At 38.1% G+C, this 14,568-nt stretch carries 15 protein-coding genes; 7 read left to right on the forward strand and 8 right to left on the reverse strand.

The features are described from left to right. Positions 1-66: 66 nt before the first annotated feature. The 3 genes from B4Z90_RS00325 to B4Z90_RS00335 form a co-directional block, all read right to left on the reverse strand. A complete protein-coding gene (locus B4Z90_RS00325; protein ID WP_070566953.1) occupies positions 67-1,230 on the reverse strand; it encodes a PepSY-associated TM helix domain-containing protein in 1,164 nt (387 codons plus the stop codon). A gap of 85 nt (positions 1,231-1,315) precedes the next feature. After that, complete coding sequence (locus B4Z90_RS00330) at positions 1,316-1,795, reverse strand: hypothetical protein (protein ID WP_070566950.1); 480 nt, start codon at positions 1,793-1,795, stop codon at positions 1,316-1,318. 279 nt (positions 1,796-2,074) lie between these two features. Continuing rightward, positions 2,075-2,539: a GNAT family N-acetyltransferase gene (locus B4Z90_RS00335; protein ID WP_236560263.1), complete on the reverse strand. Its 465-nt coding sequence runs from the start codon at positions 2,537-2,539 to the stop codon at positions 2,075-2,077. Between the two features lie 363 nt (positions 2,540-2,902). On the opposite strand from B4Z90_RS00335, the gene B4Z90_RS00340 reads away from it, so the two are divergent. Continuing rightward, complete coding sequence (locus tag B4Z90_RS00340) at positions 2,903-4,351, forward strand: DUF2931 family protein (RefSeq protein WP_070566948.1); 1,449 nt, start codon at positions 2,903-2,905, stop codon at positions 4,349-4,351. A gap of 95 nt (positions 4,352-4,446) precedes the next feature. Here B4Z90_RS00340 and B4Z90_RS00345 read toward each other — a convergent pair whose 3' ends face one another. Continuing rightward, positions 4,447-4,938: a GNAT family N-acetyltransferase gene (locus B4Z90_RS00345; protein WP_070566947.1), complete on the reverse strand. Its 492-nt coding sequence runs from the start codon at positions 4,936-4,938 to the stop codon at positions 4,447-4,449. 278 nt (positions 4,939-5,216) lie between these two features. Here B4Z90_RS00345 and B4Z90_RS00350 point away from each other — a divergent pair, with 278 nt between their 5' ends. Together B4Z90_RS00350 and B4Z90_RS00355 are read left to right on the forward strand one after the other, a co-directional pair. Beyond that, positions 5,217-5,822, forward strand: coding sequence for a hypothetical protein (locus tag B4Z90_RS00350; RefSeq protein WP_070566945.1), 606 nt, complete (start codon positions 5,217-5,219; stop codon positions 5,820-5,822). Between the two features lie 59 nt (positions 5,823-5,881). Further along, positions 5,882-6,937 carry a hypothetical protein gene (locus B4Z90_RS00355; RefSeq protein WP_286801156.1) on the forward strand — a complete coding sequence of 352 codons (1,056 nt, stop codon included), beginning with the start codon at positions 5,882-5,884 and terminating at the stop codon, positions 6,935-6,937. Between the two features lie 141 nt (positions 6,938-7,078). On the opposite strand, the gene B4Z90_RS00360 is transcribed toward B4Z90_RS00355, so the two are convergent. Next, positions 7,079-7,762 (reverse strand): YceI family protein, encoded by a 684-nt coding sequence (locus B4Z90_RS00360; protein WP_070566941.1) that lies wholly within the window; start codon positions 7,760-7,762, stop codon positions 7,079-7,081. A 311-nt stretch (positions 7,763-8,073) separates the two neighbouring features. Between B4Z90_RS00360 and B4Z90_RS00365 the strand changes: the two genes are divergently transcribed. The 3 genes from B4Z90_RS00365 to B4Z90_RS00375 all read left to right on the forward strand — a co-directional run bounded on the left by B4Z90_RS00365 (position 8,074) and on the right by B4Z90_RS00375 (position 11,829). Beyond that, complete coding sequence (locus tag B4Z90_RS00365) at positions 8,074-8,457, forward strand: winged helix-turn-helix transcriptional regulator (protein ID WP_070566939.1); 384 nt, start codon at positions 8,074-8,076, stop codon at positions 8,455-8,457. Between the two features lie 158 nt (positions 8,458-8,615). Then, positions 8,616-9,962 (forward strand): acid phosphatase, encoded by a 1,347-nt coding sequence (gene acpA / locus B4Z90_RS00370; protein WP_070566937.1) that lies wholly within the window; start codon positions 8,616-8,618, stop codon positions 9,960-9,962. A gap of 34 nt (positions 9,963-9,996) precedes the next feature. Beyond that, positions 9,997-11,829, forward strand: coding sequence for a cytochrome-c peroxidase (locus tag B4Z90_RS00375; RefSeq protein WP_083295992.1), 1,833 nt, complete (start codon positions 9,997-9,999; stop codon positions 11,827-11,829). Positions 11,830-11,934: 105 nt separating this feature from the next. Here B4Z90_RS00375 and B4Z90_RS00380 read toward each other — a convergent pair whose 3' ends face one another. Both B4Z90_RS00380 and B4Z90_RS00385 read right to left on the reverse strand, forming a co-directional pair. Continuing rightward, positions 11,935-12,447 (reverse strand): GNAT family N-acetyltransferase, encoded by a 513-nt coding sequence (locus B4Z90_RS00380; RefSeq protein WP_159333217.1) that lies wholly within the window; start codon positions 12,445-12,447, stop codon positions 11,935-11,937. A 306-nt stretch (positions 12,448-12,753) separates the two neighbouring features. Then, a complete protein-coding gene (locus tag B4Z90_RS00385) occupies positions 12,754-13,113 on the reverse strand; it encodes a response regulator (protein WP_046675074.1) in 360 nt (119 codons plus the stop codon). A 210-nt stretch (positions 13,114-13,323) separates the two neighbouring features. Between B4Z90_RS00385 and B4Z90_RS00390 the strand changes: the two genes are divergently transcribed. Next, the gene (locus tag B4Z90_RS00390) at positions 13,324-14,115 is read left to right on the forward strand and encodes an NIPSNAP family protein (protein WP_070566935.1); all 792 of its coding nucleotides are present in this window, start codon (positions 13,324-13,326) and stop codon (positions 14,113-14,115) included. Positions 14,116-14,128: 13 nt separating this feature from the next. Here B4Z90_RS00390 and B4Z90_RS00395 read toward each other — a convergent pair whose 3' ends face one another. Beyond that, positions 14,129-14,530 (reverse strand): hypothetical protein, encoded by a 402-nt coding sequence (locus B4Z90_RS00395; RefSeq protein WP_070566934.1) that lies wholly within the window; start codon positions 14,528-14,530, stop codon positions 14,129-14,131. Between the last annotated feature and the right edge of the window lie 38 nt (positions 14,531-14,568).

A 14,568-nucleotide genomic window follows, 5' to 3' on the forward strand; every position in this document is an offset into this window, starting at 1 on the left:
TTATTATCTAGTCGTGTGTCTGATATAAGAATTCATTTGAATAAGTTTAAAAATAAGGATAATACGCTATGCTATGGTTTGAAGTTGAATTGCTTTCTTCTTTTGGCTTTTTGACGGTTTCTTCTTTCTTCTTTTGTTCAACCATATCCATATTCCTGTGATGGGGAGAGAAGCGGCTAGTGTAACGGCTAAGAATACAATAATCTTAGAAGGTAATCCAAATATCGACCCCATATGAATAGATTTCATCATACGTTGAGCCTGTTGCGCCAAAGGTAATTTTTCTAAAGGGTTATTTTTAAGTAGTTGTCCGGATTTGCTGTCAAAGAAAGCCTGGTTGATCTGTAAAGTTGCATTTGAAAAATTTTCCTTAGTTAGTGCAAAAGCTAAGTCCTTCTTTTCAGGAAACGTGATAATTATATTTCCAGAGCTGGGATATAGGCTGTTTAGCTGCTGATAGATCGTATCCAGCACGAGGTAATCTGAAAAAGCCTGATTGTTGATGTTGCTGATCTTCTCTTTTGTTGATTTTTGCGTTGAACCCAATACTTTATAGAATTGTTTATTGTACCAATCGAAACTCCAGGTCAATCCCGTCAAGGTAAAAATAATTAAAAACAAAGATGCGTAAAAACCGCCCACTGCGTGAAAATCCCAGATTTTTCTTCTGAGAGAGGCTGCCATTTTTATCGTTACACGTTGTTTGAGCATGGATTTATTTTTTGGCCACCACAGGTAAATACCACTTAGGGCAAGAAAGAAAGCCGCTAGAGCTGAGATTCCAGTTAGGGTACTTCCGATTTTTTCGACGAGAAGAAAACGATGGATATCCAAAGTCTTTTGAAAAAAACGGTCACTCTGCCGACCTTTGGATAATAGTGCTCCTGTATAAGGATTTATATATGCATACCAGTATCCGGTCTTTTTTTGTCCATACTGAATACGGAAACTACGGGAAGGATCTGCTGGAATTTCGATGCGAAACAACTTCTTGTCCGGAAAGATAGCTTCGGCTTTTTGGGAAATATGTGCAAGGGAAAGACGATTGCTTTGTACAGTTACCTGCTGTTCTTTCGGCCATAAAAGTGGGGTAAGCTCTTTTTCAAAGCTCAATAACATCCCTGTCACGCAAACAGTAAAAAAGATTATACCAAATAATAAGCCCAAATAAAGATGCAATTTTCTAAGTATATTTTTTAGGCTTTTTTGTTTAGCTCTTTTATGTGTCATAGATGCGCTGTCAATCGGATGAACAGCGCAAAAATATAGTATTATCAGTAATTATTCTAAATAAACGTAAAGTTTAATCGTACCGTTAATCGTCCCAATCCTCATTATCGTCGTAATACTCTTCTGGTCTTCTGTCAAGAGGTACATCTTTGACCACACGAATCGCAGCATTTCCTAAGTTGACATTCACTAGAAAAGAAGGGACATTCACAGAAAAGTTCCATCGGCCATTGGTCATATAGACATATCCGCCCCGATAAGGATCATAGAATGTTTTGTAATCGCTAAAGTACACATGATGTCTCATGTCGTAGTGATGTGCGCTAGCCCATCTTGGACGGCCATGATCATGTTCGTATGCATGTTTCCAGTATTTGCGATCTTGCTTATCGCGTTCGCGCACATATTTGTCGTACTCTTTTTCCCGTTTTCGAATGTATTTTTCACGGTCCTTGTTGCCATGCCAGCCATGGTCGTCATGTCCTCTGTGTTGTGCTTGTGTTAAAGCTGGCGTCACCAGAACTAGGCTTAGACAGCCCACCGCAATTGAAATTAGCTTTTTCATTATTCCCAAATTTTCATAGTTATTTTCTAGAATACAAAATCCTTGCCAATTGATCAGTGGTTATGTCTGATCTAATTGGTGTTGTCTGCCAGAGCTGCTTGGACTTCTTCTCAAAAGATACTGATTAGCGGGATAAGGCCTGAAATGGCGATAAATTAGATAAAAGCCGTATCTAATCAAGTTGAATATACATGTGATAATATTCGCCCCCTACTAAAGGAGTTTTTTTGCCGAGTTTGAAACCAATCCTTTCATAGAGTTTTTGTGCATTGGGATTCTCTAGGTCGACGAGCAAACTTTCTTAAAACCATTTTGCTTGGCATGTGTAATTGCATAATTTAAAAGTTCTGTTCCGATACCTTTGCCCCGTGCCATGGGAGCAACCGCAATTGAATCGATATAAAATTCGTCGCCAGCTGTTTCGGCTTCTGGAATCAAATTATTATTGTACAGTTCCTTCATATGATCCAAAATAGGCTGTCTTAATTCAATAAATCGATCACCATCGTAACCGGTTAATGAGCCTAAAATATGTCCATTGTCGTCAATTGCGACAAACGTATGCTCATAACTATAGAGATTACCTTTTTGCTTGAAGAGCTGCGTTAAGAAATTTACAGCCTCGCTTCGATCTTCTTTTTTGATAAAGCGAAATATAATGTCTTCCATTGCCTGGAGCATAATTTCAGGGACATAATGTGCGTCACTTTCTTGGGCACTTCTAATGTTATGATGTATATCCATTTTTTTGAAGAATAAAAGCGAAGTTAGTAAACTTAAATGATTTTCGTTAAAGGGCTTTTGATCGGATTTTTTTTCGAAGAAATTTTACTATAACGAGCGATATCTCGCTGAGGGGATAAAGTCGACCGTTTATTGAATGTAATATGAAATGGCTCAATGTATCGATCCTGACGAAAACGAATAACAGTTAATTAAATCCTTCTTGTGAAAAAAATATATTGTCCACGTTGGATCGAATAGTTGATCAATGTATTTGAATATTGATCGGCTTATATTCATAAGACATTTCTTGTTATTTTTGAATCGTGTTGTTGTCAGTTATACGGCTTTCGGCAGCTTTTTTTGGATTAAAAACAAATTACAATGATTATAAGAGCGACAGTTTCTGCTTTTTTGGTTGCTATCATCAGCCTAATTGCGACCTTACTTGTACAGAATGCAGATCTAAATATGGTTTATGCTGCATTTTGCTGTTCGCCTTATTTTATTGTTATCGCTTTGATTTATTTCTATTTTAATTTCTTTCGGAAGAAGTTAAAGGTCTTAGAGAAACCAAAATTCGCTTTTGAACTTGGCTATGGTTTTCTTTTTTATTGCTTATTTTCTTTATTGCTTCCGGTACTTCTTTTTTTATCAACCTGGGGTGATGAATACGAGCATCGGCTTTATGCAGATTTAGGGGGAGTGATTAAGGAAATGTTTCCTTTGATTTTAACACTCAGTATCTTCCTGACATTCTTTAGTAGCGTGATTATCACATGGGCAATAAAATCCTGGAAATATTTGGTTCCGACTTTGCTTGGATATCTTATTTTACTACCGATTATATTCGCGTTCTCAACGACAATACGTGAGTTTAATGACCTCAGGGAAGAACGCCTAACACAAGAAGATAATATCAGAGAAGGGCGCTATAAATGGTTCTGTGCGATGAGTAATCCAGCAGCTTATCCCGTCCAGTTATATAGTGGCCGTTTTATCTTTCCGAAAGATGAAGATTATGAATTTACATTTAGTGAAGGCAATATCGTAAACTATAACGCCGTGTGGGGACAAGCTGGAGGCGGTACATATGAGCAGGTGATGTCATTGCCTAAGGCATTAGACGTTACTTGGTATTCCTTTGCTGAAGATGTTTTTTATCGCATGAACGGTCCGATTGATTATAGTAAATTGCGGAGGTTGTTCAGTACACCATACCAAGAAAAAGGAGCGATCAAAACTAATGATGAACATTATAATAAGATTATTTTGGGTTTTGCTCCTGGCGGTGTACTTGTAGTATGGGCCAGTGGGACAGGACGTCGTCAGGTCGAAATCGGTCGTTATCAAGCCGAAAAAGTAGTGATCCATGCTACGGATACATCCAAAGATAATGGAGCGTACGGTAATGTCTTTAATCAGGAATGGCGCGATCAAGTATTGTCCGATTATCGATTATTCCTTCGGATGTTCAACAAGCCATTGCAAATAAATCTATTCCCTATGGCTACTGGGATAAATTACGGCAACGTTATCCTGTACAGCCTAAATTTGTATTGTCTTCTGACAGAAAAGCATTTGATGCGGACTTGGAGTTTTATAATTCCGAACGATTTGTCTTTGATGAGCGTCTTCGGGATATGGACATGGCATCTCGAGGTATTCCCAAAGATGTGTACATTAAATGGTATGATCAACATAATAACCGATGTGCTGCGCGGTTTTTGTTTGATGAAACTGAGACATTTAAGAATTTCGCTTCATTTTTTAATGACAAAAAGGACGTTGGGGCTATGCTGGAGTTCAGTGTTGACACAAAGACTAACATAGCAACAGCGACATTAAGAACCGATAGTGAAAGTAAGCTGCTTTTGAAAACTGAAGTAATCGACTATGGGGAGCATTTCTAAAATTTGGAAGTGAATCTACAGATCTTTTTTCATGTTATAATTTGGTATTTCGACTTCAGTTCTTATTTGTATCTGCTCAGCGATAACTTTAAATCCATTTGCCTCAAAAAAGGGTTTCGCGGTTTTACTTACATCAGCAGTCACGAAAGTTCTTTCTAGTCTTCTTGCTTCATCTTCCAATGTAGTATAAAGTTTTTGAGCAATCCCTTGGCGTTGAAAATCTTTATGGACATACATGACATCGACATAGTTTCCATGATTGAGGGAAGCGAACCCAACCATTTTCTGATTTAGCATAGCTACAATAAAATACTGATCTTCGATTAGCCGATGCCAACGGCCATGATTATTGACGGACGATACCCATGCTGCAATTTGCTCGTTATTATAATTATCTGCGCATACAGTCGCAATAGTTTCAGAAAATAGGATTAACATTTCTTGCAGATCTTGCAATACTCCTTTTCGGAGAATCAATCCCATTGTTTTTGTTTGAATTTTGGTCATCTTTTGGAAAAAGTGTTGAATAAAAGGCTTGATATGCCAAACCTAATGGGTTGCAGTGGTATCAAAAGAAGGCGAAATTTTAATGAAAACGTGTAATTATGTTAAAGTTATAAATATTATATTTATAACCGCAAGTCGGCGATCCGATTTACGAACAATAAGTCAGTATTAACCATTTTCTCGGAGGATTTTGCGTATTAATTTCACAGAATTGTTGAAATTAATTTATCGGTTATGCCAATAGGCAGACAGAGCGTTGAAATTGACCTTTTTCAAGCATGAAGACCATATTTTATTTTTTTGTATTCGTTTCTTTGGTATTGTCAAGCAACTTTAATCATGTATGTGGGCAATCTGTAGTGGAAATAGCTGCAATTAAAAACCCTGTTGTCCAACTGGAGGCTGCTCTTCAGTTGCCTATTAGGTTTGATGGTGATACGATAAAATTGAAAAATGCCTTGGCGCCGTTTTTGGAATTGGCAGACAAAAAAAGAAGTGTTGCTTTAAAATGGGCTTATTATATGCGTATGGCTGACGGTTTCTCAATTGCGTTTGATCGCATAAATTCATCATCTGAGCGCTATTATCGTTTGGCTGAGCAGTTGCTCCGTGTACATCCAGATCCTGAATTAGAAATGTTGGGTTGTGCCCGTGAAGGATATTACAACTTTATCTATAGACGGGTAAAGGAAGCATTTCCGTTCTTTTTACGAGCGAATGATTTAAAATCTAAAGTTACTATCAAAAAAATCCCCATGGTAGTCAAGCATTACCAATTTATGGCGAGTTTCTACAGCTACATTGGTGAACAGGCAAATGCTGTTGCTTATTTAGAGGAAGCGCTACCTTTACCACGCCGGCTGCACGGGAACGTGTCGATCTGATCAATTCCATTGCTGTATATCTAGCAAAGGACTCGCTCGATCACCAAGCTTTTACCTATTTGAATCGCGCAATGGATGAAGCTAAATTGGCGAAAGATTCGGTTTGGATTGGTATCATTTCGGGTAATTTAGCAGATCATGCATGGCGAAAAGGTGAAAAGGAAAAAGCTATTGGGTTAGTTAAGAAAAATATTGAGCTTTCTATGCGTTATAATGAGCGGAAAGATGCGATGCGTGCAAATCTCAATTTAGCCAATTGGTATATCGAATTGAAAGAATGGAAATTGGCTGAGCAATATGTGATGACCTGTGAAAGTTTGATGGAAGATAAGCCCTATTTTTTAAAATATAAAGTAGAATTAGCAAAATCCAAGTCTAACATCATGCGTGGGTTAGGACGTGGAGGGGAGGAGCTTAAGCAATTGCATTTGTATCTGATGTTGAAAGATTCGTTGGAAAAAAGGATGAATGATAAAGAGATACAGAAAATGCTGTGGCAAAGGGAGTCTGAAAAATACAATCGGACTATACAGGCTACTGAAGAAAAACGGATTCGGACAAAACGCATGTATCAGTTTATAGGCATTGTTCTTCTCTTGATTTTTGCCATAATTGTATTGTTGGTCAATAAGTCGAAAATTAAAATTAAGATGCGGAATACTTTACTAGAAAAAGACCAACTTGCGCTTGCCGATGAAAAACAATTGCTAGATCAGGAGCTAATGATTTTACGAAACTCTTTGACTGAATTTACAGCCACCATCCGCCAGAATGATGTCGTTATCCAGCAACTTAGGCAGGAGGTGGCGAAGATCTCCGAATCTGATCCGGCGTACATCACGCAGGTTACGGATAATTTGAATGCGCTTTTGCAGCAACACATTATGACAGATGAGCGGTGGCAAAAATTCAAACATGTTTTTAACAAAGTGTATCCCGCTTATCTGACACAAATGCGGCAAACTTATCCAAAGGTTACCGAGAATGATCTTAAGATATTAGCGCTGCTCAAATTGGATTTAAGTAATGCGAGTATGAGTGAATTGCTGTGTGTTTCGGTGGAAGCCGTTCGTAAGGCAAAACAGCGATTGAAAAAAAAAATTAGAGCACACTGAAAAGTAAGGGAGATTCACATTTGATCCATGTCTTGAATAAAGATGATCTCGTATTCGGAGGTTATTTAAATCAAATAGATTAATCAAGTAGAGTCTACCGGATTAATCTATTTGCTAAGAGCGACGAAGCGCTATCGAAATCTATTTCGCATTTTTTGCAGTGACATTAAGTTCAATGTCAACGTTTTGTGCGATCATCCAGTCTTGAGGGTTACCTTCTGTACCGTATGTAAGACCCCAATCTTGTCTTTGGATCGTAAATTTAGAATAGAATGTTACTTCATCACCATTGAAAGTAATTTTTGCAGGGAAAGTTACATTCACCGTTTTATCTTTGATGGTTAAGTTACCACTAACTGTATTTGTCGCATCAGCAACAACACTTTTTCCTTGCGCTGCATCAAATGGGCCAACTTTGGTGATTTCGAATTTTGCAGTTGGATATTTTGCTACGTCAAAGAAATCAGCACTTTTTAAATGTGCATCCAGATCTGATGATTTTTTGCCACCGGATGTCGCAGGATCTACAGAAGCTGTATCTGTCAGAATAGAATTGACATCGATAGTGAAAGTACCACCAGTAACTGCGTTATTTTCAGCTGAAAGTGTTCCTTCGCTTTTCAAAACACCATATCTTGGGTTTAAACCGCCTTTATGGTAACCAGTCCATTTTAATGAGCTTTTATCTGCTTCAACAGTGTAAGTCTGTCCTTTTTGTTCAGTTACTTCCTGAGCAGTTGTTGTTGTTGCTTTGTCGCCATTTGTATTTTGACAAGAAGCTAACAACAGGATAAGGGCTAAACCCGAGATTAATTGCTTTTTCATTTTTAATCGTTTTATTTTTTATATGTTTTTTACACTTTATATTTTGCCGCATCAACTGTGCCAATTTGCAACTGCTGATGTTGTCGATACAAAGGTAGATGATAGATAGTTTATTTTTGGTATCAGTTTCCTTAAAGAAACTACTTTCCAAAAAGATAGTGGTCTGTAACTTTATAAATGCGTATTTTTGTAAGAATAAAGAAATCATGTCAGTGGCACCAAGCTTTGCTTGTGTGTTCATTTATCGTTGATCGTATCGGGGATAAGGAAGCCTGTGAGGGTAGAGCGTACATGAATAAAAAAATAATGTAATGAAAAAGGAAGCAACTTTAACGTCGTCAGGTGCATGCAAAACACGTGTGTTGGCCATTAACGATACCATGGAGATTTTGGCCGGAAAATGGAAATTTCATATTATAGGTACCTTATTGTTGGTTGAGAAATTACGTTTTATGGAACTGCTGCGCGAAGTTGAGGGGATAGGTGCGAAGATGTTGTCTAAAGAACTGCAGGATTTAGAAATGAACCAGCTGATCAGAAGAACAGTATTAAATACCAAACCTCTGACGGTGGAGTATGAATTGACCGAATGCGGAAAAACTTTGGGCCCAATCATCGATGAGATTACTAAATGGGGTATAACTTACCGAAGTAAGCTTTATAACAAGAATGGGGAACTGGAAGCAACGACCTAGTATGTAAACACGCCTTTACTTTTAGTGATAAGAGGGAGGATGCCTGTAAAGAACCTGATACGTTGGTAGCAAATCCCTTTGATAATAGGTTATGAAAACGATAATAATTGTAAGTTTGTTCTAGAAATTACAGTCTAACCTACTAAAAAGAAGACAGGATGCGGTTACAACACTTACTTTATTTGTCTCTTGGAGTTTTGAGTATCAGCAGTTGCGGAGTTACCAAAAACGCCCGACACCAAGAGATTCCCTTTGATGAAGGTATCAAAAAAATTAACCATGTGGTTGTTATTTATATGGAAAACCATAGTTTTGACAATCTTTATGGCGAATTCAAGGGAGCCAATGGCATAGCGAATGTCAGAAAGGGTGATTTTTTACAGGTAGACGAGAATGGTGAAGCCTACCCATACCTCCCCGAAATTCCACGTAACAATTCCTTTCCAACCAATCTACCCAATCAATTTTTTAATATAGACCAATATGTACCTTCGGATAAGGCGACGCCCGATGTTACACATCGGTTTTATCATAATCAATTGCAGATCAATGGTGGAAAGATGGATAAATTTGCACTCTATAATGATTCCAAAGGTTTAGCGATGGGCTATTACAATACAGAGAAGCTACCTTTGTATCCGTTTGCCAAAGCCTATACATTATGTGATAATTTCTTTCAGAGTGTATTCGGCGGATCCTATTTAAATCATATTTATATGATTTCTGCGGCTATTCCTGTTTGGCCTGATGCACCAAGCTCAATGGTTGCTAAACTCGATGCAAATGGAAAGATGATTAAAGATGGTGTAGTTACGCCAGATGGTTATGCAATCAATCATGTGCTTTCTCGCAACAAACCTTATCCTGCGAAATCTGATACTTCCAAATTATTACCTTCTCAGACTATGCCGACCATTGGCGATCGCTTGACAGCGAAAAATGTAAGTTGGGCTTGGTATTCAGAAGGCTGGGATGACGCTGTTGCCGAACGTAAAAATAATTTTGCCTACAATCATGAGCCTTTTTTATATTTTGCTAATTATGAGGATGGTAAGGAAGGACGACAACACATGAAGGATCAAAACGATTTTATCAAGGCCGCAAAAGAAGGAACGCTTCCTAGTGTATCTTTTGTTAAACCAGGTGGGGGCAATGATGAGCATCCTGGAAGTTCGGCAGTCTATTCATCAGAACAACTTGCTGTTAATTTGATCAATGCTGTATTGGAGGGACCGAATGCAAAAGATGCGTTGGTGATTTTGACCTACGATGAATTTGGTGGCTTTTTTGACCATGTTAACCCACCCGTCGTTGACCGCTGGGGACCTGGTAGCCGAATCCCGGCAATTGTCATTGGACCATTTGCTAAGCGTGGTGTAGTGGATCATACGCCGTATGAGACAGTGAGCATCCTTTCATTTATAGAAAAACGCTGGGGAATAGAGCCTCTTGCTGAAAGGGATAAAAAAGCAAATCCCTTTAGAAATGCGCTCGTTTTCAAATAGTCGGTTTTTATATCGAGAGATAGGAAATTGAACTATGTGTAAAAAGGTTGTCGTTTGTATCTTATTGGTTGCAATAGTATTTACCCTCGGATTTACTACAGGGCAGCCTGTTTATACTAAACAAAAAGAGGGTAATGCCCGTGAGCATCTGATTCAGAAAGAATTACTGGATCAGATGCTTTCTTTTAAGACATATATCAAGGATACCCTGCAGGCCGAAGTACAGAAAGGTACGGTGGATACGCTACGTCTCAGAAGAGCCTTTTTGACGACAAGGCTACTTTTTAAAAAGTTTGAATGGGCTTCGGAGTATTTTACTGCAGATCTATCCAGAAGGTTAAATGGACCTCCGGTGGAGGAAGTTGAAAATGCGGATTTGTTGGATCCCTCTTTGGCTAGAGGGGTGGAGCCTATTGGATTGCAGGTGATTGAAGAGCTTATCTATCCCACTTACGATAATAGCAATAGGCAAAAGCTAATTCGTGAAATCGAACATTTGATAACCAATACGGATTATTTGATTTCCTATTTTGAAGATCATCAATTGGAGGATTGGCGCATTTTGGATGCTTCGAAACTTGAAGTATTTCGGATTATATCTTTGGGGATTACCGGATTTGATAATGCACTTTCTCGAAATAGTATGATCGAGTCTTCTATGGCGTTAGGCAGCCTACAGCAAATTCTTTTGCAATATGAAGGTAGAAAAGAAACGCTAACATTGATGCTTAAAGGGGCGATCAAATATTTGCAACAACACGCGGAATTTGAATCGTTCGATAGAGCGCAATTCATTACCCAATTTGCCAACAACATCAGTACAGAGATAGCACAGTTGGAACGTAATCTGCCTGGCCCTAAAATCAGATACAATCGAATGCTTCGGCAAGACGTCAATACGATGTTTGATCTGAATGCATTTAATGTAGATGCCTTTAGCCCGGGACCAAAATTTCACTTCAGCAATGAAAAGGCCGTACTGGGAGAGAAATTATTTTATGATGTTGCTTTGTCAGGAACACATACGAGAAGTTGCGCTTCATGCCATCATCCGGACCTTGCATTTACAGATGGGTTGAACTTGCAAGTGGACATTCATGGTTCGGGACGTTTGCTCAAACGTAATACGCCTACTTTGCTCAATGCGGCCTTACAGTCCAACTACTTCTATGATATGCGTTCGTTGACGCTGGAAGATCAGATACACGATGTCATTGGTAATAAGCAGGAAATGGACGGCTCGGTAACTGATATCGTTCAATATGTTTCTTCGGATAAAATCTATCGGTCATTATTTAATAAAGCATTCAATACAGTGGATGGCCCAATCTCAGCAGAGCAGGTAAGCAATGCACTTGCTTCTTACATTCGTGGCCTGACCAAAATCAATAGCCGATTTGATGATTATATGCGTGGGGATAAGAACGCATTGTCCAAATCGGAAGTGAATGGGTTTAATTTATTTATGGGCAAGGGAAAATGTGCGACCTGTCATTTCCTGCCTTTATTCAACGGTGTTACACCGCCCAAATTTATTCAGAGCGAAGTCGAAGTCCTAGGAGTTCCAAAATCCATGAAAGATTCTGTGCTGGATTCGGATTTAGGCTACTATGATATCATTGGTGTTGATTCTTATAAATATGCTTTTAAAATACCTTCTGTCCGGAATGTAAAGAAAACTGCTCCCTATATGCACAATGGGATCTATCGGACGTTGGATGAGGTCATGGAATTTTATAATAATGGGGGTGGGGCAGGACTGGGGATCAAATTATCCAATCAGACATTGTCAGATGAAAATTTGCATCTGAGTGAAAAGGAAATGAAAGATATTATTGCGTTTATGGAAAGTCTCGAAAGCCAATAAAATGACTACGATTCAATATACGCATTCAAGATGGAAAAGCTGTTATTTTTACCATATCTTGGTTTGCCGGGATTGATCAACAGTCAAGTTAGTTAGCCTTACTGACTATAGGAATAAACTATAATACATGGAGTAGCCAGTTGTTCCGTCGAGCCATTGCACAAGTTCTTTATGACTATAATGAAAACCGGCTTTTTGGATAGCGGCTTTCGAAATCATATTTATTTCACGATGGCTTATCGTCAGTTTTCTTAATTGATTCTCGGTGGCCCACGCCATTCTTATTTTATACAAAAGACTCGATAGACCTAATTTTCTGTACAGCGGCTGTATGAAGGACTGACCAAAGTAGGCCTCTTCTTTATTCAACAGCAGCATGCTGGTTATCCCAATCATTTTTTCATTTTCGAAAAGACCAAAAACAATGCGTGGGTATCTTATGCGTTCTGCCCAATCCAAGTCAGATAGTTCTATTTCAGGAGGAGTGCTCCGTCTAAAAAGTGTAGGTTCGGTTTGAATTGACTCGATACGCATCGCTTTGTAAAGTTGATATTCGTTCTCTGCAAGCTGACGGATATGGAATGAACCTGATTGAAATGCTAAAACGGGCTCTGACATAACGTAATTAATGCTGTCTTAATGATTATTTCTAATACTATAACGCGAAAGTATGTATTATTATTTATACTTCAAATGTGGTATAGCATTCCTTCTCAATTGCTGATTCCCGATGATTATGGCGCGACAACTACGACTATATATGCCTGCAATTGAGCAAGCCGCAATTGTATTAAAGCAACACATGATCCTATTCGTTTCAATGTGGCCTTATGCGCAATTAGGACATCAAAATATAAGTTTCAGGAGTAGCATTTCCGTAATGGTGCTAAAATATGTAAAGATGCTGAATTATAAGATTAGGAACTACAGTAGTTCGGCTATTCTATTTTCTAAGTCTTCTAAATCAAAGGGCTTGGCGAGATAGCTGTCTGCTCCGGCTTGCTGAGCTAGTGTTTCGATATCGGTATTAGCGGATAGATAGATGACAGGGATATTGCAATATAAGGGATGATTTTTGAGCAATCGTGTGGCTTCTACACCGCCTATTTTGGGTATCCAGTTGTCCATCAAAATTAAATCAGGATGTACCTCTTCTACTTTTTCGATAATATCATGAGACGTTTCAGAGACCGCCATATTATAGCCATTTGTTTCGAGGATTATAGTACATATTTCAAGGACATGTTTATCATCGTCCAACATAAGTATTGTTTTGTTTGACATGTTGCAGCTTTAAAAAAGGTGGAGCTAAATTAAATAAAAAGCTATTGCGAGAATAAGGTTAAAATACCGATTCTAATAAGTATAAACCCGTATTTTCGATATATAAAGATGAAAAAGGGAGTTAATTTGCTGGGTTAGTCTAATTTTGAACTTTCAAAAATAGTATTATCTTTATTTTTTAATTAATATCCAATGTTGTCCTGAATTCTAATGAAAAAATACATTTTTATTTCCAATTGGCATTTCATATTGCCGCTATTATTTATCATGGCAGGAAATTGCCTGTTCGCTTTTGAGAAATCGAAACAAGCGTATTTTCAATTGAAAGTATATCATTATGAGAACGATGAGCAGGAGAAAGTCATTGATCAGTATCTTGAATCGGCGTATTTGCCGGCATTGCATAAATTGGGATTTAAAGAGGTCGGGGTATTTAAGCCCTTAGAAAATGCTGCTGGTCAAGATAGATTGGTTTATGTGTTCATCAGTGCTGCAGACTTCAGTTTGCTGGTTAATTTGGATCAGCGGCTTGCCAAAGATCAAAAATACCTGGAGGCTGGAAAGGCTTATATTGAGGCAGGTTATAGTAATCCTCCTTTCAAAAGGTTGGAGACAATATGGATGAAAGCATTTGAAGGAATGCCCAAATCGGCGCTTCCTAAATTATCTGCTGAAAAAAATAAACGCATTTATGAACTACGCAGTTATGAAGCCGCAACCGAGCAGCTTTCTGCAAATAAGATAGCGATGTTTAACAATGGAGAGATCGATATTTTCAAAAAACTGAATTTTAATGCTGTTTTTTATGGACAGGTGATTGCTGGTAGCACAATGCCCAACCTGATGTATCTGACGGCATTTGAGAACATGGAAGATCGGAATATACATTGGAAAGATTTTGGACCTTTATACAAACCAATGCAGGATTTACCGCAATATCAGAATAACGTTTCCAAAAGTATAAAAGTACTGTTATATCCCACTGCATATTCTGATATTTAGTGGTTGAACTTGTTTATCTTCTCCTAACAAACAAATTGAATTTTTTGCACCAGTCAAAAAAGCTGGCTAACGCCTGTTTGTCCAATTTTTCAAAACTGTAAATCTTATGGGGATAGGGAAGGGCATTCGTATAAATGCCGGTATTTGCTAATATTAGCATCGGATTGCTGTTATTAATTTTGTCAAAATATTTGCCTAGGATGGTGTAGTGTGTTTTAAATAAGGATTCAACAGTTTCGTTATTAGGGACTAATGAAATGGTGTAATCGTAGTCATCATGTTGCATTTTTTCACAGTCGCATATCCTGTTTTTTCCTAAAGCAACTTCATTTCCACTGTCCCAAAAAAAATTTGCGACTTCAAAAAATAAATCTTTTTTGATATGCCCGACGGGCTCAGCGATAAAATATCTCATTCCTTTTCTCTTTTATTTGTGGTGTTCTTCTTGATATT

This window comes from Sphingobacterium sp. UBA5639 (genome assembly GCF_002421245.1).
Classification (GTDB): Bacteria; Bacteroidota; Bacteroidia; order Sphingobacteriales; family Sphingobacteriaceae; genus Sphingobacterium; species Sphingobacterium multivorum.